Below are 21,720 nucleotides of genomic sequence, written 5' to 3' on the forward strand. Positions count from 1 at the left end.
GGGGGCTGTAAAAAAACAGCCCCTTTTTTTGTTGGTTAAGCGGTATGCCTCCGAACACCATCAGCCATTTTCATCAACTCATCCCATATGTATATGGGTGAATTACACACTGGACATTCTACCCAACCGTTTAAGTAAGGTAACTGGGCAAGAAGTAATTTCTCATCTATTTTTTGAGCATATTCGTATAGCCACTGTATATCGGCACCTCTATGGTCCAATGAACGGGGGCGAATCGGATAGGGGATTAGATTGCCTGAACTGACAGGGTCTTTATCATAGACAACGAGAGTGTCACCCTGTTCATCAGGCCAAATATAGAGCGGGGTACCGCAATGGGGACAATCCAGCATATATTCGTCACCTGTATCAAAAGTTTGTAGCATATAGGCTACGCAATGATCCCCCTCAAAGGCGGCAGCCGCAGCGAGAACATAGCGCTTGCCGACATCTTCTTCGTGTTCTTTCGCATAGAGCATCATTTCTTCCGTCAATTCTGCAAGGCGAACAATGGCACTTCGATATTGCGCGTAAATATATTCTGCCAGGCTAGAATCCACTTCCACCTGATCCCTTGCAAATTCCAACGGGATTTTAGTATGTAAGGGATTATTATTTTTCGCTTCAAATATTCCACAAATGGTATATATATCTGCCCGAATCTCTATATCAGAACTTTTTAGCGCAATGTCTACTAGGTAAGGTACAGCCGCAAAAGTACAAGTATACAACGTATTTTGGTGATACAATTCCTCCCAATACAAGGTGTCAGCCATTTCGCCATCATATCCGGCTTGGAGCTGTTTTAACATTTCTGGAACGTATTGAGAAGAACCGTAGGGGCCTTGGAGCAGAGTCCAGGCCGGATCGGACAAAGCCAGCATCTTGATACTCCTTCCACCGTTTTTCTTACAGTCATGAGATAAGTTTATAAAATGAGTTTGCGATCAAAATTCATTTTAACTTCATAATTCTTAGCTTGTTACGTTTATTTCATTATACGCATAACAGTGGCTGAAGTTGCTTTTCTCATTTTATGCAATGTACAAAATCACTATTTTTCAGGGCCTATAATCATATTCGGTTAAGCTTTCAGCATTATGAAGGTAACATACATTAAATTCATGAATTACGAACCTAGATCTTTTGTTGTACTACGAACCTTCTGCCAATTCCGTTCCCTTCCTGTATACATATATACATAGTCCACATTATAAGCTCTGTTACTTAAAAATTGCTGAGTAAGAAATAAAGTATATTAACGTTTAATTCCCATACATGTAAAATCGAGAGGATCTCAAGTAAATCTGCCTGTTTTTAATGATACCAAACGGGTAAAACATACATGTTCAAGTCTTTATTTTATCCGCTACAAAGCTGATTTTATGAATCGGTATATGAAAAGGCGTACTGGGAATATTACGTATGAATACTGCGACTATAAGGGGAAATAGCCTATGACCATAACACCGGAACAGCGGATTACCCTGCACGGATTTAACAATTTGACCAAATCATTGAGCTTTAATATGTACGATATTTGTTACACCAAAACCAAAGAAGAACGCGAGGCCTATATTGAATATATTGATGAACAATATAACTCGGATCGACTGACAGCTATTTTAAAAAATGTATCCGATATTATCGGCGCCCATGTACTCAATGTTGCTCAGCAGGATTATGTCCCTCAAGGAGCGAGCGTGACAGTGCTTATATCAGAAGGGCCGATTGTGGAGGTACCGAATGAATCGTATGCAGAATCACCAGGTCCCCTACCTGAGTCTGTCGTGATACAGCTGGATAAAAGTCATATTACGGTTCACACCTACCCTGAATATCATCCAGACGAGGGGATCAGCACGTTTCGTGCAGATATTGATGTTTCTACCTGTGGGGAAATCTCCCCGCTCAAGGCACTTCACTATCTGACTCATTCTTTTGACACTGACATTATGACGATTGATTACCGGGTACGCGGCTTTACACGTGATACGAATGGTCATAAGCTTTTTATCGACCACGACATTGCCTCGATTCAAAACTATATTCCCGACGAAGTGCGCAATCAGTATGACATGATCGACGTAAACGTGTATCAGGAAAATATTTTCCATACCAAATGCAAGCTAAAACAATTTGATCTGGACAACTACCTGTTCGGCTACACAAAAGAAAGTCTGAGTGAAAAAGAGCAACAAAATATATCAACACGACTCAAAATCGAAATGGACGAAATTTACTACGGCAAAAATATGACGTAAACCAAAAATGGATCATTTCGTTATACAAAGGACGATTGCTTAGACTGGAATTCAGCCGGGCTTTCGTCTTTTTTGGATACAAGATCATATATATTACTCAGCTTGATCTGTACAAGTGGAAGAATGTTCACTATGATAGGGGAAGAAACCACTAATTTAAACTATCAGCCTAGATCTTAGACTTGCTCCCGATTGTAAGCGCAATCAATTGATCACTATTTTGTTTTAAAAGACAAAGGAGGAATTTGCATGCAAGGCGGTATTGGCGGTAAAAATATTATTTTACGACTGGAAATTTCCACCGAGCACATCCAGTTTGGTCAATTGATTACGTTGGTAAACGAACATGGCGGAGATGTCATCGCCATTGACGTCATCCGCACCTCTGAGAAGGCCACTGTGAGAGATATTACAGTCACCATTGCTGATCCAGCAGAAATCGACCGAATGATCGCCCGGATTAAAAAAGCACAAGGTGTAAAGGTACTGTCCATCTCTGATCGCACCTTCCTCTTACATCTCGGGGGCAAGATTGAAATGCAGCCTAAGGTCCCGATTCAAAACCGCGATGACTTATCCCGGGTATACACTCCTGATGTGGCACGCGTATGCATGGCAATTCATGAGGAGCCAGACAAAGCTTTCCGATTAACAATTAAGCGTAACACCGTCGCTGTCGTCTCTGACGGAAGCGCTGTCCTCGGACTCGGCAACATCGGCCCGTATGCAGCCATGCCGGTTATGGAAGGCAAAGCCATGCTGTTCAAGCAGCTTGGGGCCGTCGATGCCTTCCCAATCTGCCTGGATACGCAGGACACGGAAGAAATCATTAAGGCCATTAAGCAACTGGCCCCAGCCTTTGGCGGTATTAATCTGGAGGATATTTCATCGCCACGATGCTTTGAAATTGAACAGCGATTACGTGACGAGCTGGATATACCTGTTTTTCATGACGATCAGCATGGCACAGCTGTTGTTTTATACGCAGGGCTGATTAATGCGCTCAAGGTGGTCGGCAAAGCTCTGTCTGACGTCAAAATTGTCGTCTGCGGTATCGGGGCTGCAGGTGTCGCCTGTACCAAAATCTTGCTATCTGCAGGGGCAGTGAACATTATTGGTGTAGACCGTCACGGTGCGCTTACAGCTGATGAAACCTATGAGCATCCGATGTGGAACTGGTATGCGCAGCATACCAACCCTGAACGGCTGTCCGGCACGCTATCTGAGGTTCTGAAGGGCGCAGATGTGTTTATCGGTCTGTCGGCAGGCGGAATATTGCAACGAGAAGACGTGAAGCGTATGAAGGAAGCTCCTGTCCTGTTCACCATGGCGAACCCGGTTCCGGAAATTAACCCAGAGGATGTCGAGGATATTGCAGGGGTCATCGCCACCGGACGTTCGGACTATCCTAACCAGATTAACAATGTACTTTGCTTCCCTGGCATATTCCGAGCAGCACTGGACTGTCGCGCCCGTGAAATTAACGAAGAGATGAAGCTGGCAGCTGCAGAAGCCATCGCAAGCACAATCCGTCCCGATGAATTAAACAAACTGTATATTATCCCGGGTGTATTTAACGAGGGCGCCGTACAACAGGTGCGTAAAAAGGTGATTCAAGCTGCGATTGCGAGCGGTACAGCCAGAAGAGTTCCTAGAGATTTCAGATAGAAGAAAAGGATTGCTCCCGTAAAATGGGTGCAATCCTTTTGTATAGAAGGCTAGGTCTGTATTTCGATGCCCTTCACAGCAGTTATGACTTCCATTTAGAAAACAATTGACTGGCACGCTGGGCAAACTCCTCCAGGTTGATGCTGGAGTTGTCCAGCTTGTAATACCATTTTTTGATCGTATCTAAAATCCATGAAGGAACCTTAACCTCGGAGAAACCGGAATAGAACGTATGATACGCCCACACCAAATGCTCCCAACGCTTGTCATCGCCTTCTTTTACATATTCAGATACGTCTAATACCTTGGCGCGTCCGTCTTGCATGAGTACATTCTTGAGATGAATATCACGGGGATTCAGTCCCCTGGACCGAACAAATTCCCTCGCCTTTTCCACGTCCAAAATGACCTGCTCCGGCACCGGAATTCCTTGCAGCAGGCAATCTAGCAACGTGACACCAGATTCGTAACTAATGACAATATACTTATCGCCTTTTCCGTAATAATGAGGAAAAAAATCAGACCCTTGCAAACGCTCATATACATCGGCTTCTGCATCTTTTTTTTCGATCGCCATGTCTGAATACACCTTGAACGCGTAGCCTGGCAACGTATCGAGTGTAAATACAGCCGCATCTGTCCCAATGCCAATACAGCGTACGCCTTGGGTGGCTGTTTTAATGGTAACTGGGTCATTATCCTCCGTACTATATACGGTCACTTGACTTATGATGTCGTCTGCCTGCCTCCATGGTTCTACCATGCGCGGGTCCCTCCTTCTCTGTTCTACCCATTTCAAATGAAGTTAGATTTATAACAGATAAATAGTATTACGGACCAGCTTTTGAAATAGCTTCAAAATAGGTTAGATTCTTTTGGATAACACGATATGTACCGTGTCTAACGTGCGTCTGGCAGGAGCAGCCTTCTTAACTCTGTGTAACTTGCCGCGGTTTTATAAGCCCCCGACACATCAGATTCCGGGAAAGCGTTCCTGTGATTGAACCAAATGACCTGCCAATTTGCAGCTATAGCTCCCGCCACATCATTACGCCAGGAATCCCCAATGTAGCAGCAATGCTCTGCTAAAGTTCCTGTCCGTTCGTTCACTATTTCGAAAATGCGCGGATCAGGTTTAGCATAACCAACGGTCCCAGACACAAAAATATGCTCTGCTGCAACATGATTTTCCAGTGTCATGGCTTTAATTTTGCTCATCTGGTGTTCTTCAAGACCGTTCGTAATTAAACCAACCACATAGCCAGCCGAGCTCAATTCATCAATTAACGAAGTAGCCCCCTTAAAAGACTCAATTCGGTACTGACGATCCAAGTATTCTTGTTGGACATGCACTGCCTGCTCACGGGTAATATCTACCCCGAATTCTTGTAGAGCCAGAATAAAACGACCTTCCCTCATCTCATCCAGTTCTTCCTGCCCTGCTTTCCCCTCCAATAGTCCTCCTTTAGCCGATAGTAAATCGCTGTAATAGCGAATACGGTGGTAGACTTCCTCATATGGAAAACGCTCACTTAATCCTAATACTGTACGTAATGCATCACGTGTAGGGTGCAAATGATCGTACATCGTATCATCTACATCAAAAAAAACAGCCTTCTTTTGCAAGTTCATATGCCCACTTCTTTCTGTTAAATCTTTGGATGACACTCCTCTATACCTTGTCCTGATATTATACCCGTTGACCTATTACGTTGCACCCTGACCTACCCAGCCCGTATCTGTCATTCACCCTTCTCAGATAATAACATACACTGAAAAGACTGCATTTTGGCAAACTCACTTTACTTCACTACTGCGCTAACATAGGCATCTTGTCCTAATTTGAACGAAAGCGTTTTATTTTGATAGCACACGGGTAAAAGGTCACATTTTTGAAAATATTCGTCATACAGGTTTACATTTCGTGTAAAATCACGTACCTTTTAGGGATGAACGCTTTACAGATGTACTTAGATAAGGGAGGTATACACAATGGATTCCGGTTCTAACCTAGCCTATGGATCAGCCACACCTTTGATTGAGGCACTTATAGAGTTTGAACAGGAGCTTGAAGCGAACCGGCATTCTCTGAGTTTTGATTTGGGATTGATTATGGAACAAGGCCGCGCTCCGCGATATATGGCTACACCGCCTGATGTTATTCCTTTTGCCCACGCTGGAGTGGACGGGATACATTATGGCTTTTTAACCGATTTTGGTCTTGAAAAGGACCTTTCACAGGCTCCGATTGTATGCGTCTCTCCCGTCGATTGGACGGGGGTATGGGTGGTTGCCCGCCATTTGCAGGATTTTTTAAGCGTTGTTTATACAGAAAACAGTTCATTAAAACGATACTATGCCAGTGGAGCAGACTATTCTGGACATGCTGGTCAGCGTCCTCCGCAGGCTGTGGATGAACGTACCGCGTTTGTACGCGAATGCTTTCGGGAGCGCTTTGGCATTCTGCCGATTCAAGATATGGCCGCCTACATCGACAGCTTGCGAACAGAGCGTAAGCAAAATGAAGTTGCTCCTACACTGAATGGCTTGGGTATTCAGGCACCTTCTTCTTTGAAGCGTAGCTCTTCTATTGAGAGCGACTTCTTGAACGTAACGGAGCCATTCCTTTGGGAACAACAAGGTGAAGCTGTACGTGATTTGTTCCGCAGCGGTTCGCGTGAAGCCAGACTGGCCTTTATTCGGGATGCTCAGACACGGCATCTGTTCACCCATTCAGCCCTTCGAGCTTTTGTAACAGGACAGCTTAGGCTGATGGGCTTGTCTGAGGCCGCAACATACCTAGAGGAGTCCTACTATACCGTTATTCCCGATACGATAGAATCTCGATAAACTCCATAGATTCCCCCAATTTAACCGCCTCTGAAAAGGCGGCTTTTTGTGCTACAATAAATGAAAACAACAGGGTCGAACGACCTGGGGCGCATGAAAGAGAGCGAGCATGAATAATCATTCCTATCCTACTCCTGAAATCATTGAGGTTTGTCTGCTAGCAGGCAAACTGATGATGCAAAATGGAGCCGAGACCTATCGTGTTGAAGATACGATGTCCCGCATTGCTTCAGCCTATGGCATATCCCAGTCCCATAGCTATGTAACACCCACTGGAATTTTTTTTGCCATTAATGATTCGGAACCTGCCAAGCTAATCCGGATCGTAGAGCGGACTACAGATTTGCACAAGGTGACCGAGGTGAACTCCATTTCACGTAAAATCAGCGCAGGCACTTTGTCTCCCAGCGCAGCCGTAAAAGAGCTTTCGGAAATTGAACGTGGTCCCCTCCGCTATTCCAATCGTGTACAACTGATCGCTGCAGCGTTGGCCAGCGGTTGCTTTATGATCATGTTTGGTGGAGTGTGGCGAGATTTCCCCGGAGCTGTGTTGTGCGGCGGTATCGGATTTGCAGCCTTACAATATTTCCACAGGCTCGTTAAGGTTAAGTTTTTCTCAGAATTTTCTGCATCTTTTCTAATCGGCTTGCTGGCGGCTCTGTTAGTGATTGTTGGCGGGGGTCAGATGATGGATAAAATTATCATTGGCTCCGTTATGCCACTGGTGCCGGGCTTGTTAATTACAAATGCTCTTCGGGATTTAATGTCCGGGCACCTAGTCTCAGGGCTTTCCAAAGGTGCAGATGCTTGCTTGACGTCTTTCGCCATTGGTGCTGGTGTTGCAGTTATCATTTCTTATATGTAATTTGGAGGAGATTCAAGCTTATGCTTGCACAATTATTCACAAGCTTTATTGCCACCGCTGCTTTCGGTATACTGTTCCACGCTCCTCGGCGTTCGCTGCTGCAATGTGGTTTTGTCGGTATGCTGGGCTGGCTTGTCTATTATTCAACCACGGATAGCATGGGACCTGTGAGCGCCAGCCTTTTAGCCACGATCCTTATCGGCATCGTCAGTCAAGGTTTTGCTAGACTGTACAAAATGCCTGTGATTATTTTCAGCGTGGCAGGCATGATTCCCCTGGTGCCAGGAGGAATGGCTTATAATGCCATGCGCCAGTTCGTACAACAACATTATCCTCAGGCACTGGAGCTGGCCATGAGCACACTCATGATCGCCGGGGCAATAGCAGTCGGTTTGGTGATCTCTGAGGTGCTTAATCAAATCTTTCACAACGTACGTTTTAAACCTCAGCGTTAAAAACGAAGAAATAACAAAGTAAAAAAGGCTGCTCCCAAAATCGCCACACTGACAGTGTATGAGACGATGGTGGGGACAGCCTTTTTGTGTAGCTCAATATTAATCTACTCGCTTACCTAATATAGCCAGATCTCGCTCTATGCTGTCCAGCACGGCAACACGTGGATAGTATCCCCACTGCTCAAAGCCAAACTTCCGCAGCAGCGCAATACTCGGTTCATTATGACCAAATACAAACCCCAACAACGTTGTAATTCCTAGTCTAGGACATTCATTTAGCAAGTGCTGTACCAGACGGCTTCCAGTGCCGGTTCCACGAGAATCCTCATGGACATAAATGCTAATTTCCGCTGTACCGTTATAAGCTGGACGGCCATAAAAGGACTGAAGGCTGGCCCATCCGGCAATGTTCCCCTTTTGTCTTAGTACCCACAAAGGGCGGTGGTTTTCCTGATGAGCTTCAAACCATGTAATGCGGCTCTCCACTGTCACAGGCTCCAGGTCTGCCGTGACCATTCGTCCTGCAATCGTAGAATTATAAATATCCACAATATCGGGAAGATCCTCCCTGCATGCAATTTCAATGGAAAAAGATTGGTCCTTGTTCATTATCGTATCTGCCCCCCTATTGTGGTGATTTATTTATTGTACAGGACAAGCGCTGGAACAGCCATATCGAGTTGTTTTGCGGATTAACCCCAAAGGGTCTTATAATAGAATTTGAAGATAAGCCAGCACTACATTAACCAATTTAACAACATGAGACGGGAGGTATGCTTCGGAATCAAAGGAATCCGAAGCAGCTTAATATGAATATTGGAACTCAAATTTTGATTTTGGAAGTGTCTATGGGACCTTTTTTTGGACATTCGATCATTCATCCTGTACTGCTCAAGGACGAGGATGGACTTACATTGATAGACTCGGGCATGCTTGGCCAATTGGAGCCTCTGCGCAAGGCTATTTCAGATGTGGGTGAGGATATAAGCCGTCTGAAAAGAATTATTATAACGCATCAGGATATTGACCATATCGGAAATGTTCAAGCACTGCTGGACTTGCTACCGAACACTGCCCTGCTGGCCCATAAGGATGACATTCCATATATGACAGGAGAACGACCATTTATAAAGCTGACGCCGGAACGCATCAATCTGATGGAGCCTGCACTCAAGCAACAAGCAGAGGATATGATTCGCCGCCTGCCAGATTTGCGCTTTGCTCATATGCTTGAGGACGGTGAACATCTGCCTTATGGTGGAGGCATACAGATTATTCATACACCTGGTCACACGCCCGGACATATCAGCTTGTATGTGCCTGCACACAAGCTACTGTTGGCAGCAGATGAACTGCGTGTAGTCGAGGGTGAGCTGGTCGGTCCCGCTGAGTCGGCTACGCCGGATATGCCGTTGGCTCTGAAGAGCCTCGATAAACTGACCGTATTGGATGTAGATAAGGTACTCTGCTACCATGGTGGTTACTATGATCAGAATGTGCAGGCACGTCTGCAAGCATTAAGTCAGTCAAGAGAATAAGCCATATAAATTATGATGTAATAAGAGCTATAATGAATAAATGGACAGAAAGGAATGAGACTCTATGAATGATAAAATTACCAGATTGTATGATGAACTGAAGTCACAAGCTTGGGATGGCCTACTTGTGACCGATCCCAAACATATTTACTACCTGACAGGCTTCGCCAGTGATCCGCATGAGCGTTTTCTAGGGCTCGTGCTGCTTCGTGACCAAGAACCAGAACTAATTGTACCAGCCCTGGACGCAGAAGCTGCCCAAGCTGCTTCCTCGGTGACGCGTATATCCACCCACACCGATACGGACAATCCGTATGATCTGTTACGCCAACGCACAGGTACCGGAGTGAAAGCATTCGCACTGGAAAAGGAACACGTCTCCGTCCTCCGTTACGAACAACTACATACCGCCATTGGCGCTGCTCAATATGTTGACTTGGGTCCGGTGCTTCAAGACATGCGCGTGAGAAAAACTCCTGAGGAAGTACAACGTTTGAAGCATGCAGCTCGTTTGGTAGAAGATGCTCTTCGTCACGGCCTAACCCATGTTCGCGAAGGGGTGACCGAAGTCGAGTTGGTAGCCGAAATCGAATACCAGATGAAAAAACTCGGTGCAGATGGTCCATCCTTTGACACTACAGTGTTGTCTGGACCCAAAACAGCCTTGCCACATGGTGTCCCAGGGACCCGCAAGCTGCAACACGGCGATCTGCTCATGTTTGATATGGGTGTATATTCCGATGGTTATGCTTCGGATATTACACGCACTTTTGCCTTTGGCAAGCTTTCGACTGAGCTGGAAACGATATATAATACGGTTCTTCTCTCAAACGAAGCCGGAATTGCCGCCATTCGCCCGGGAGTTTCCTGCGCATCCGTAGATCAGGCAGCACGAGCCGTTGTTGAAGCCGCTGGATATGGCCCTGCTTTTAACCATCGGGTTGGACATGGTCTTGGTATGAGTGTTCATGAATATCCATCTGTACACGGAGGCAATAACGATCTGCTTCATGAAGGGTTTGTGTTCACGATCGAACCCGGCATCTACGTACCAGGTCTTGGGGGTGTGCGGATTGAAGATGACGTTCTGGTCACCTCTGAGGGTGTTGAAGTGCTGACTTCTTTTCCGAAGGAACTGACCGTGCTGGGGTAATCTATTGCTATTCTTGATATTGATATGTTAAATTTACAAAAAAAAGAGGGGCAACCCCAAGCCAATCATGGCTTGAGGGCTTGCCCCTCCTCTTCTATCAAACGGAAATTACGTGCGATGTATAAAATCGGTGTACCTGCCGCAGTCAGTACAAATTTTAAGATGTAGGTGGTGAACAGCAGTTCGATCCATATCCCCCACGCATAGCCGTAAAAGGCAATGCTACAGAAAATGAGGGTGTCTATAAACGAGCTGATCATCGTGCTGCCATTGCCGCGAATCCAGAGCTGATGACGCTCCGGGAAAAACTTGCGAATCCAGGCATATAGACGCACGTCCAGCAATTGACTGACCGCATAGGCTGTCAAGCTGGCAAGCGCAAGCCTTGGCAACAATCCGAAGAGCTGTTGCATCGGTGTCTGGGCAAAATCGGTTGCAGTAGGCTCAAATAACAGCACCATCTGCATCGTGATCGTCGTCATAATCAGAGTGAAAAAGCCAAACCACACAGCTTTTCGCGCCTCTTTAGGCCCATATTTTTCATTTAGTAAATCGCTGGCCATATACATAGAAACATACATTGTATTTCCCAATGTCGTGGTAATGCCGAGCAGATCAATGGTTTTGGTTACCTGAATATTGGCCAATACAGTAGCAACGCCAATCCAGGCGTATAGCCCTTTTTTACCAAACAACCGATAACATAGCAAAAAGAACATAAAATTGACGAGGACAAATGCTGCCCCCCATAACAGATTAAACATGAAATCCTCCTAGTTTTGATAGCGCGGGATGGTTGCGAACCGCGGTTCATCCGAACAAGCCGGAAAAACATTATTTTAATGTATCATAGATTAGGATTTGTGAACAGCTATAATTTACACGGCCACCAGCCCAAAATAAAGAGCCGACCTTAGGGTCGGCTCTGAGCATGGAGGTGCACACTGCATGTGTTACATATACATATGCGATAAATGCGATATGAGGCTGCAGTGTATACCATTCGTCTATCTTTTACTTAAGAGTGTGCCGCTGCATCCAAATCCGTGCCATGGTTGTTGAACACGTCTTGATCGTTCTCCTTGAGTACTTTGCCAGAGATAAGACCTGCGGTAATAGAATCATTAACATTCAACGCGGTACGGCCCATATCAATTAACGGTTCAACCGAAATGAGCAATCCTGCCAAGGCCACGGGAAGGTTCAGGGTAGAAAGCACGATCAGGGAAGCGAAAGTGGCGCCCCCGCCTACACCTGCCACACCGAACGAGCTCACCGTAACAACCAGAATAAGTGTGAGGATAAAATCCCAGCTTGTAGGATCTATGCCCACCGTTGGAGCAATCATGACCGCCAGCATGGCAGGATAAATACCCGCACAGCCGTTTTGCCCAATGGTTGCACCCAGGGTCGCGGACAGATTTGCGATGCCGTCGGACACACCAAGCTTTTTCGTTTGTGTTTCAACATTTAATGGAATGGTCGCTGCACTGGAACGAGACGTAAAAGCAAAAACCAGCGTAGGCAATACCTTTTTCACATATGTCACTGGATTATAACCGAACAAGGCCAGCAAAATAAGATGAATAACGAACATGACCAATAAAGCCACATAAGAAGCAAGTACAAACTTGATCAGCTTCAAGATTTCATCCGGATTTGTCGTAGCTACAACTTTCGTGATCAGTGCTAAAATACCGTAAGGCGTCAATCTTAGCACCAGCGTTACAATCCGCATCACTACAGCGTACACTGCGTCGATCACTTTGCGGAAGGTTTGCGCTTGCTCCGGTTTTTTACGATCCAATCCGAGTACTGCCACCCCGATAAAGGCTGAGAACATAACCACTGCCAACGTCGATGTACGGCGTGCCCCTGTCATATCTTCAAAAGGATTCGAAGGAATAAATTCCAGCACCTGCTGCGGAATAGTCATATCCTGAACTGTTCCCAGGCGTTCTTCCATCTTCAGTCCCTGCGCTTGCTCCTTTTCACCACTTTGAATCTCAATTGCTTTTAGATCAAAAGACAGGCTGGTTACAATACTTACTGAAGCTGCAATCGCCGTTGTAATCAGTAGCACTGCAATAATGGACAAGCTTATTTTGCCTAGGTTCTGTCTTCCCTTCAAATTCATAATAGCCGAAATAATCGACACCATGATAAGCGGAATAACGACCATTTGCAGCAAACGGACATAACCATTACCTGCAAGGTTGAACCAATCGACCGATTTGGTAATGACCTCTGAGCCAGCCCCATAAGCATACTGAAGAATAGCCCCGTAGATCAGTCCGAAGCCGAGCCCGGTAAAAACTCTTTTTGTAAAAGAGATGCGCTTTTTCTGCATCCAGACCAACACGCCGAGCAGTGCAAGCAGCACGATAACATTTAAAATAATAAAGAAGGTATCCATATATCTTTTCCTCCAAACTTAAACGTAAGATGTTTTCTAAAGTGACCCTTCAATCCGAAGATTACTATATCACAAAGCCAACTATTTTTGTAGGTTTTATTGAAATAAAAATAATAAAACTGCTTCAGCCTTAGATTTTATGAAAACGACAAACAGCAAGCCTTCGTAAGATGAAGGCTTGCTGTTTGTTATCCTGAACACAACAATTCGTTTTTAATTTATACGTAGATTTTTTTAGCTGTTAGACGATCACTGTATATAACAGTTCCTGTTCTTTAACGACTTTATGCTGATTCCCTGCGGGCTCCAATTCGCTAAACTGATCTACATTTGTAACAATAACAGGCGTTATCGTTTCGTATCCAGCCTTGCGGATTTCCACCAGATCAAACTCCAGTATAAGATCGCCTACCTTTACGCGATCTCCTGCTTTAAGATGAGGTGTAAAATGAAGTCCTTTTAGTTTAACAGTGTCCATCCCTACGTGAATGAGCATTTCAAGTCCTGAATCACTCACCAAACCTACAGCGTGCCCACTTTTGGAAATGGAGAACACTGTGCCCTCAACTGGGGAAACAACCCGACCTTCGGAGGGTTCAATAGCCCATCCTCTACCCATAATTTCTTGAGAAAATGCAGGATCATTGACTTCACTGAGCGGTTTAACTTCACCCACAATTGGGCTGAATACCGGGATTTTCTCACCTTTTGGCAGTGAGCTCATCGCCGATTGTGCTACTTCCTCAGTAGAGATCTCGCCAGCAGCATCTGCTGCTTGTGTCGCTTCTTCGTTCTTTTCATCTGTAAAACCGATCACATAGGTAACAATCGCAGCAACCACAAATGCAATAATAAGACCAAGAATTGCGTACAAGAAAGTCGGTCCAATAAACATAGCCAGACCAGGCAAACCAACGAGTCCCCCAACGACGTACGCTTTTGTACCAAACAAACTCATGAAGCCCCCACCGACAGCTCCCCCGATCAACGCTGCCGTAAACGGTTTTTTAAACCGCATATTCACACCATACATTGCAGGCTCGGTTACACCCATAATAGCTGTCAAGCTCGTGGAGAAGGCCACTGTTTTGACTTTGGCATTTTTGGATTTCAAGAATACGCCGAGTGTTGCACCAGCCTGAGCCAAGTTAGCTGCTCCCATAATTGGAATCATGTAATCATAGCCCAACGTTGCAATCGATCCGATCATAATAGGAACCAACGCGTAGTGCATACCTGTCATAATGATCAGGGAGAAGGTACCGCCCAGCAGCAGACCTGCAAGCGCACCTGTATTTTCAAACAACCAAGATATCCCCCCTGACAGGCCATTACCAATAATGGAGCCGAGCGGCCCTACAGCAATCAACGTCAAAGGTACGATAATCAATAGAGTCAGTGTTGGAACAACAAGCAACTTCAGTGATGCATGAGTATACTTATCAATGAATTTTTCAACATAGGATGCCAGCCAGATCGCGATAACAATTGGAATAACGGTCGACGAATACGTGGCCGCTGTCACCGGAAGGCCAATAAAGCTAACCTTCACATTCGAAGCCAGTAATGCTGTAATGTCTGGATGTAAAATTGAAGCACCAATCGCCGCACCAATAAACATATTGCTACCGAGTTTTCTAGCCGCACTCACAGCCAAAATAATCGGCAGGAAGTAGAACGCACCGTCACCTATTGCGGCTAAAATCGTATAGGTTTGACTCTTGTCAGACATCCAGTGCATAGCTACCAGTAGGGCAATAATCCCTTTGATCATACCTGCCCCGGTGATCGCCGGCAAAATAGGTGTAAACATACCTGCAATAAAGTCGAACAGTTGGCTGATCGGGTTTTGTTTTTTCTTGGATGCAGTGCTTGCGCCTGTTTCACTTTGCGGTGCCTTGGACATGTTACTCACCAATGATTTATATACATTAGCTACATCATTTCCGATAATCACCTGAAACTGGCCGCCACTCTCCATGACTCCCATGACACCATCCGTTTTTTGCAACTGCTCTTTTTGAGCTTTCTTATCATCATGAAGGTTGAAGCGCAAGCGCGTCATGCAGTGAATGACCTGCTCTACATTTTCTTCTCCACCGACCAATGTAAGTATCTCTTTGGATAATTGATTTCGATCCATGAGGCATTCCTCTTTTCTATTTAAGGTATATAGTGTGAAAATTGGGAATAAAAAAAACCTGAATACAGAAAGCAGACAGCTTTATAAAAGCCAATCTTCTTTCAGCATTCAGGTTTTGCCTTCTTGTTTAGAAGTAGCAATCCTAAATCCCTGATCATCCATAAAATCATTGATTCTTAATGATGCGTTCGATGTGAATCGTGAGATACAGCATCTCATCCTGGGATAAGCTTCGACCATAGATCTTAGACGTATAATCTCTTATTTTTTCCGCACAAGCATAAGCGTCCTTATATTGTACCTTAACCATATCATGAAGCGAATTATCTGTATTTTGTACAGGAGTTCCGTTCATAACCCGTTGGGCAAAAAATTTGAGATGTGTAATAAAGCGGTAATAGCTTAACGACTCTTCATCCAGCTCCATTACAAAAAAGCGGCTTACAATGTTTATGATATCCTTGACGATATTAGTCAGGGTTATCGTTTCGCGCATTTCACTGTTCAGCTGTGCATTCACCAAATGTAAGGCAATAAACGCCCCTTCATCATCTGGAAGTGTAACCCCCAGCTTGTCCTGAATCATGTGCAATGCTTTGGTCCCAATCGCGAACTCCTTGCGGTACATTCGTTTGATTTCCCAGTAAAGTGCATTCTTGATGTCCATACCCAAACGGTAACGCTCTATGGCAAAATGGATATGATCTGTCAGCGAAATATAGATGCTGTCATGCAACTCTACACCAAGTATCGTTTTGGCATACTGGATGATTTCATCAGAAAGTTCAACATACTCAATAGGGATATCAGACATCAGGGTCATCAATTTACGGGAAACCTCGGTACTTTCAAGCTTGAAAATTTTCTCGATTTTCCCCTCTTCAATCTCATCGCCTGTGTTTTTTTTAAAAGCAATTCCTCTTCCCATAATGACTAATTCTTTCTGCTGTTCATCAATGACCGTTACGACGTTATTATTCAGCACCTTTGCTATCTTCATTCCATCACCTTAAGCCGCTTGGAGTAGTAAAAAAAGGCAATACCAAAACTGACACATAGTGCCTGTTTATGGTTTTGCCCGATATGGTAACAATCCATGATTGTGCAGTTTTGATTAACTGTCATCATAGTATCATATAAACACTGAGCTGACAAGATTTTTTTGTAAACACTTACATGAGGTAATTAGCCGCTGCGTTGCACCTTAATTGTTAGAGCTCTTTTCCACATTCAAATCCGAGGAAGCACGAATACGGGATGCGGATGCAATTTTTGATGGCTTCTCTTTATCGTCCACAAAGCCCATAAAATACGTAATTACACCAGCCGAAATAAACGAAATCAGCATGCTCAAAATGGCGTAAACAAATGTAGTGTCGGAAAACAGGGGTAAGCTAAGCAAGCCAGATAAGGCTGCAAAAGCAGTCAACTTCACTTCAAACAGACACATACACGCCCCACCAATAGCCCCGCCGACCAGTCCCGCGATAAGCGGTTTTTTGAAACGCACATTAACGCCGTATAATGCCGGTTCAATGATTCCAAACATAGCCAACAGGCCTGTGGAAGCAGCAAGTATTTTGACTTTGGCATTTTTGGATTTAACACATACACCGAAGGCCGCGCCTGCCTGAGCCATGACTGCCGCCGCAACAACAGGGGTAATAGAATCATAACCATTCGTAGCCATGGATTCTATTATGTTCATCGACATCATATATTGCATGCCCGCAAAGTGGAGCACAGCTATTGTCCCACCAAACAGCAGACCTGCAAATACGTCCGCATCGTCAAACAGTGAAGCAAAACCATCCGACAAATGATGTGCCAGGGTCGTCCACAGCGGACCAAAAACAAACAGCAATAAAGGCACAATCAAGATAAGCGTCAATGTCGGAACGACCAGTAGTTGAATTGAATAGCGGTCGAACCTACTCAATCCCTTTTCAATCTTCGATGCAAGCCAGACAACAATAAGAATCAGTATAAAAGAAGCAACATACTGTGGCTCCACCACGGGTAAATCGTCTGAATTCATTTTTAGGCCGGATTGCAGTAGTTCCATAATACCAGGATGAAATGAGCAGGCCCCAATTGCCGCCGCAATAAATAAATTGCTACCAAGCTTTCTTGCCGCATTTACCGCTATCATAATGGGCAAAAAATAAAATACGACACCACCAATGTACCCTAAAGCGGTAAAGACTTGAGTATCAAAAAAATCTAAGAACAAGAAAACAGTCGCAATCCCCTGAATGATTCCTCCAGCAATTAGCAATGGCAAGAGCGGAGTGAATACGCCTGAGATAAAATCAAACAGGCGGCTGAACGGATTCCCTCCTCTATTCGCTTTATCTTGATCTATAGTCGGTTCCTGGTTATCTTCTCCCTCTACCTCCAAATTTATTTCCTTAGAAAGCAATTCCCGATCCATAACTGCCTTTTCCCCTTTTATATGTATATTGAAGACCACATTCGAACTTATTAAAGCAAGCTTAAAAGAAGCTTGTAAAAAGTGGCATTCCTTATACTACTTATATTCCTTCTTTTTTACAATAGTTATAAAAGCACGGGTAAAGCTTTTTAATTTCCTACTCCTGATAATTTACATCAAACTTACATCTAAACACCCAAGACCATAGTTATATATTTTTTGTTTGTTTTTGGGCAAATATGACTATTCAACCGTCTGTTAATTATGTAAAATAGGTCTAACCTACTTTTTAGTAAATCATGGATTACTTCCCTTTCTCATATCTTGTGTCCTTGAATACAGCTGAAATATACATAGAATCCGAACATTTTCAGTCTTTTCTTCAAGCAAAGAAAGGAAAACAAGTAGATCATGGCGTGTCTAGTATCTCATTGGACAAGCGGCCTACATCAAGCAGGGCAATTCGTCTGTTTTATCACCATCATGTGAGAGGAGAATTTTCATGAAGCGTTTTAATCGTTCCCTTGGCGCAAAGCTACGAATTATGTTTTTGCTGATTCAGCTCTTTGCGTCTCTTCTGTTCAGCATCAGTTTTTATGCAGTTTCCATGAGTATCATTAATAGCAGTGTCATGCCTCAAGTAGACCAATTGCTAGAAACTGGGGCTAAAAATGTGTATCAGGATCTCAATATTTCCTTAGCCGTTCAAGCTGGACAAGGAAGTGGGTCTGGTTCCAGCTCTGCTATGCAGATGGAAGCTTATCTTCAGGACAAGGTTGACACCCTCAAATTAGAATCCGCATATATTGCGGTGCTGAAGGATGATGGTAAGGCCGAAGTTGTCGCACGAAACGTAAAATCAGCATATAAGGTCAAGGATACCCTCGTTCCTGTTGAGGATATTAAAAAAGCCAAACAAGGCGAGATGAATATCAGTGACATTTACAGCGACTCGCATGGAGTACACAAAACCGCCTTCTTTGCCATATCAGGCAGTAATCTGATTCTTGGCGTGAACGAAGATGTTGGATTCGTACAGGAAAAATCCCAACAAATCCTATGGATTTGCATTGGTATTACACTGGTAACACTTATACTGGGCGGAGTTATTTCTACCCTTGTCATTCGTAAAGTTGTACAGCCCATTGCTGAATTGGTTCGTCATAGCGAAAAAATTGCCCAAGGTGATCTTTCGCAAGATACAAAGGTTCAAGGAGTTAATGAAATTGCTCAACTTGCCCGCAGCTTCCAATCTATGTCTCTTAACTTGAAAGAAATGATCGGCCATGTGCTTACTACATCAGGTGCAGTTGTTAAAGGGTCGGACGAGTTGCTTCGTCGAACTGAGGCTATGAGTGTAAAAGTCCAGGACTCTACAGCTGCCGCTGAAGAAGTAGCCAAGGGCAGCAACAGCATCGCTTCTGCTGCTGCTGAAAATGCACAGGCTATGGAGGAGATTGCTCAAGGTGTGCAGCATATCGCTTCCTCTGCCAATGATGTATCTGACCAAATCAGTGAAGCAACGAAAGAAACGGTTAACGGGAATACGCTTGCTCAAAAAGCTGTAGCTCAAATGTCACAGGTAGGACATGCTGCTGATGAGTCGCTTCGATACATACATAGTATGAATGAACGCTCAGAAGCTATTGGTAGCATCGTTTCTGCAATTTTCGATATTACAAAGCAGATTCAAATGTTGTCCCTGAATGCCTCCATTGAGGCTGCCCGCGCGGGCGAGCATGGACGGGGCTTCGCTGTAGTTGCCGGGGAAGTTCGCAAGCTCGCAGAGCAATCCAAAGCAGCAACACAGGAAATTTCGGACTATTTGGTTACCATTCAGGAAGTATCTCAGCAATCTGTGGACTCAGTGACTCAGGTTAGTCGTGAGATTCACTCAGGAACGGAAATGGTTCAACAGGCGAGTTTTGCTTTTAACCAGCTAAGTGAGCTCATGCAAAAGATCAACGCTACGATTCAAACCGTATCCGCAGCAACGGAGCAAGTATCCGCCAGCTCGGAGGAAGTATCTGCTTCCGTGGAGGAGACAGCTCTCATTGCTGCCAACGCACAACATATGATTCAGGAGATCGGTTTAAATGCCGATGAGCAACTGAATGAAATGGAAAGCCACAGTGAGGTTGTTCGTCAATTAAGCCAACAAGCAACTGAGCTGCAAAAGGCGGTTCAAAAATTTAAAATTAAGTAAGCTGATCTGCTAAAAAAGGTATCTCTCAGTCACAAAAATGACTGTAGAGATACCTCTTTATTTTTTAAAAGCTTTTTAAAGGATCTTCCATGAAGAAGTTTATGAATCCATCCCGAGAATGCGGTAAATTTGTCCCATATCCAAATGAGCGCGTACCACCTCTGCGACACGGTCAAATTCTTGTTCCTTGGCTTCACGTACAGTAAAAGTGCTATCCAAAGCTGGCAAGCCCTTGGCTTGTCTCAGTCCATCCAACCAGGACCGGCGAAAACGGTCATTATCAAACACACCATGCAAGTAGGTTCCCCATACCTTACCGTCTGTCGTACCCCAACCTTCCTCAAAGGCAGTCCCTTCCCCACGCTGAATCTGGAATAATGTTTTCATTTTCGTTGAGTCTGGAGTCCTGTCTATAGATACATGTGGTTCCGTGACATACTCTGTAACACCCATATGTATTTCATATCCTTCAATGACTGGCTTGGAGGTAGAACCCGAATCAAGTGCAGTGCTTAGCAAAAGTGGGCAATGATTAGACAGGGTTCCTTGAACGCGCACGGTTTGCTTTTCCTTTAAGAAGGTCGTGGATAGAGCTAGCCAACCTAACCCATCTGCCTGCTGCGGCAACCCAGATTCGACGGCATCGGGATCAAATAACGCTGTACCCAGCATTTGATAGCCCCCACAAATACCAACCAGTTGCGTGCGTCCTATCTTCATGGCCTCTCGAATGTCATCCTCTAGCCCTCTTTCACGCAATTCCAGCAGATCTCCGATGGTGTCTTTGGTTCCCGGTAAGATAATGGCATCCGGTACGCCCAATTGTCCGGCCTCTGTGACATAACGCACGCTCACATCCGGCTCTGCGGCCAAAGCATCCGTGTCCGTAAAATTGGAAATACGCGGATAACGTATCACCGCAATGTCCAATTCTTTATCCTTTGCTGACCGCTTAGGCTTCTTGTCCAGTACGACCGAATCTTCTGCTTCAATGCGAATGTCCGGTAAATAGGGCAGTACACCGAGTACAGGAATGCCTGTCCGTTCTTCCAGCCAGTCTAATCCTGGTTGAAGCAGGGACAAATCGCCTCTGAATTTGTTAATGATAAATCCACGGATACGCTGTACTTCATGGGGTTCCAGCAACTCAATAGTCCCTACCAGAGAGGCAAAGACACCACCCCGGTCAATATCCGAAATCAGCAATACTGGAGCATCCGCCCAGCCTGCAAGGTTCATATTTACAATATCGCGGTCCTTTAAATTAATTTCTGCCGGGCTGCCTGCCCCTTCCATAAGCACAATATCATAGGTATCACGCAGCCGATTCAGCGCATCCATAACGGTGTGCTTGGCTTGTGGCAAAAAGTCCTTTCGGTAATCGGAAGCGCTCATATAGGCATAAGGTACACCGTGTACAACAATTTGTGAGTGCATATCCTTGACCGGCTTAATCAGAATCGGATTCATGTCGGTCGTCGCCTCAATACCACAAGCTTCGGCCTGTACTCCCTGTGCACGTCCAATTTCCTTGCCGTCCTCGGTAACATAAGAGTTTAACGCCATATTTTGTGACTTAAACGGTGCGGGACGGTAGCCGTCCTGCAGAAAGATCCGGCACAGCGCGGTCGTCACCACGCTTTTGCCCACATCCGACGCTGTTCCTTGAAGCATTAAGATAGCTGCCGGGTTCGTGCGGGACGGTTCGAAAGTTGACAATTGCCTCTT

Annotated in this window: 18 protein-coding genes; 8 read left to right on the forward strand and 10 right to left on the reverse strand. The window is 44.9% G+C overall.

The window, feature by feature from the left end:
* Positions 1-35: 35 nt before the first annotated feature.
* Positions 36-884, reverse strand: coding sequence for a hypothetical protein (locus ACXHJ1_RS24840; protein ID WP_457905366.1), 849 nt, complete (start codon positions 882-884; stop codon positions 36-38).
* Between the two features lie 573 nt (positions 885-1,457).
* Here ACXHJ1_RS24840 and speD point away from each other — a divergent pair.
* Complete coding sequence (speD, locus tag ACXHJ1_RS24845; RefSeq protein WP_058711818.1) at positions 1,458-2,264, forward strand: adenosylmethionine decarboxylase; 807 nt, start codon at positions 1,458-1,460, stop codon at positions 2,262-2,264.
* Between the two features lie 249 nt (positions 2,265-2,513).
* Positions 2,514-3,932, forward strand: coding sequence for an NAD-dependent malic enzyme (locus ACXHJ1_RS24850; protein ID WP_107733964.1), 1,419 nt, complete (start codon positions 2,514-2,516; stop codon positions 3,930-3,932).
* A gap of 82 nt (positions 3,933-4,014) precedes the next feature.
* On the opposite strand, the gene ACXHJ1_RS24855 is transcribed toward ACXHJ1_RS24850, so the two are convergent.
* Positions 4,015-4,695, reverse strand: coding sequence for a protein kinase family protein (locus ACXHJ1_RS24855; RefSeq protein WP_016820640.1), 681 nt, complete (start codon positions 4,693-4,695; stop codon positions 4,015-4,017).
* A gap of 137 nt (positions 4,696-4,832) precedes the next feature.
* The gene (locus ACXHJ1_RS24860) at positions 4,833-5,564 is read right to left on the reverse strand and encodes an HAD family hydrolase (protein WP_290408980.1); all 732 of its coding nucleotides are present in this window, start codon (positions 5,562-5,564) and stop codon (positions 4,833-4,835) included.
* A gap of 360 nt (positions 5,565-5,924) precedes the next feature.
* Between ACXHJ1_RS24860 and ACXHJ1_RS24865 the strand changes: the two genes are divergently transcribed.
* The 3 genes from ACXHJ1_RS24865 (at position 5,925) to ACXHJ1_RS24875 (ending at position 8,102) form a co-directional block, all read left to right on the forward strand.
* A complete protein-coding gene (locus ACXHJ1_RS24865) occupies positions 5,925-6,782 on the forward strand; it encodes a hypothetical protein (RefSeq protein ID WP_025364351.1) in 858 nt (285 codons plus the stop codon).
* A 109-nt stretch (positions 6,783-6,891) separates the two neighbouring features.
* Positions 6,892-7,647, forward strand: coding sequence for a threonine/serine exporter family protein (locus tag ACXHJ1_RS24870; protein ID WP_013370006.1), 756 nt, complete (start codon positions 6,892-6,894; stop codon positions 7,645-7,647).
* A 20-nt stretch (positions 7,648-7,667) separates the two neighbouring features.
* Positions 7,668-8,102, forward strand: coding sequence for a threonine/serine exporter family protein (locus ACXHJ1_RS24875; RefSeq protein ID WP_017426578.1), 435 nt, complete (start codon positions 7,668-7,670; stop codon positions 8,100-8,102).
* A 99-nt stretch (positions 8,103-8,201) separates the two neighbouring features.
* Here the strand turns inward: ACXHJ1_RS24875 and ACXHJ1_RS24880 are convergent, their stop codons facing one another.
* Positions 8,202-8,711, reverse strand: a complete 510-nt coding sequence (locus tag ACXHJ1_RS24880; protein ID WP_016820645.1) for a GNAT family N-acetyltransferase — start codon at positions 8,709-8,711, stop codon at positions 8,202-8,204.
* A gap of 164 nt (positions 8,712-8,875) precedes the next feature.
* Between ACXHJ1_RS24880 and ACXHJ1_RS24885 the strand changes: the two genes are divergently transcribed.
* Both ACXHJ1_RS24885 and ACXHJ1_RS24890 read left to right on the forward strand, forming a co-directional pair.
* Positions 8,876-9,640: an MBL fold metallo-hydrolase gene (locus ACXHJ1_RS24885; protein ID WP_031463144.1), complete on the forward strand. Its 765-nt coding sequence runs from the start codon at positions 8,876-8,878 to the stop codon at positions 9,638-9,640.
* 64 nt (positions 9,641-9,704) lie between these two features.
* On the forward strand, positions 9,705-10,793 hold the full coding sequence (locus ACXHJ1_RS24890) for a M24 family metallopeptidase (RefSeq protein ID WP_457905367.1): 1,089 nt from the start codon (positions 9,705-9,707) through the stop codon (positions 10,791-10,793).
* A gap of 65 nt (positions 10,794-10,858) precedes the next feature.
* On the opposite strand, the gene ACXHJ1_RS24895 is transcribed toward ACXHJ1_RS24890, so the two are convergent.
* From ACXHJ1_RS24895 to ACXHJ1_RS24915, 5 genes are all read right to left on the reverse strand, one after another.
* A complete protein-coding gene (locus ACXHJ1_RS24895) occupies positions 10,859-11,557 on the reverse strand; it encodes a queuosine precursor transporter (protein ID WP_107733967.1) in 699 nt (232 codons plus the stop codon).
* Positions 11,558-11,811: 254 nt separating this feature from the next.
* Complete coding sequence (locus ACXHJ1_RS24900) at positions 11,812-13,209, reverse strand: L-cystine transporter (protein ID WP_457905368.1); 1,398 nt, start codon at positions 13,207-13,209, stop codon at positions 11,812-11,814.
* Between the two features lie 241 nt (positions 13,210-13,450).
* Positions 13,451-15,352, reverse strand: coding sequence for a beta-glucoside-specific PTS transporter subunit IIABC (locus tag ACXHJ1_RS24905; protein WP_045244011.1), 1,902 nt, complete (start codon positions 15,350-15,352; stop codon positions 13,451-13,453).
* A 166-nt stretch (positions 15,353-15,518) separates the two neighbouring features.
* On the reverse strand, positions 15,519-16,352 hold the full coding sequence (licT, locus tag ACXHJ1_RS24910) for a BglG family transcription antiterminator LicT (protein WP_016820651.1): 834 nt from the start codon (positions 16,350-16,352) through the stop codon (positions 15,519-15,521).
* 204 nt (positions 16,353-16,556) lie between these two features.
* The gene (locus tag ACXHJ1_RS24915) at positions 16,557-17,786 is read right to left on the reverse strand and encodes a PTS transporter subunit EIIC (protein ID WP_457905369.1); all 1,230 of its coding nucleotides are present in this window, start codon (positions 17,784-17,786) and stop codon (positions 16,557-16,559) included.
* Positions 17,787-18,288: 502 nt separating this feature from the next.
* On the opposite strand from ACXHJ1_RS24915, the gene ACXHJ1_RS24920 reads away from it, so the two are divergent.
* Positions 18,289-19,992 carry a methyl-accepting chemotaxis protein gene (locus ACXHJ1_RS24920; RefSeq protein WP_016820653.1) on the forward strand — a complete coding sequence of 568 codons (1,704 nt, stop codon included), beginning with the start codon at positions 18,289-18,291 and terminating at the stop codon, positions 19,990-19,992.
* A 99-nt stretch (positions 19,993-20,091) separates the two neighbouring features.
* Here the strand turns inward: ACXHJ1_RS24920 and ACXHJ1_RS24925 are convergent, their stop codons facing one another.
* On the reverse strand, positions 20,092-21,711 hold the full coding sequence (locus tag ACXHJ1_RS24925) for a cobyric acid synthase (RefSeq protein WP_090887932.1): 1,620 nt from the start codon (positions 21,709-21,711) through the stop codon (positions 20,092-20,094).
* Positions 21,712-21,720: the final 9 nt, after the last annotated feature.

The organism is Paenibacillus sp. ALE2 (assembly GCF_054113385.1).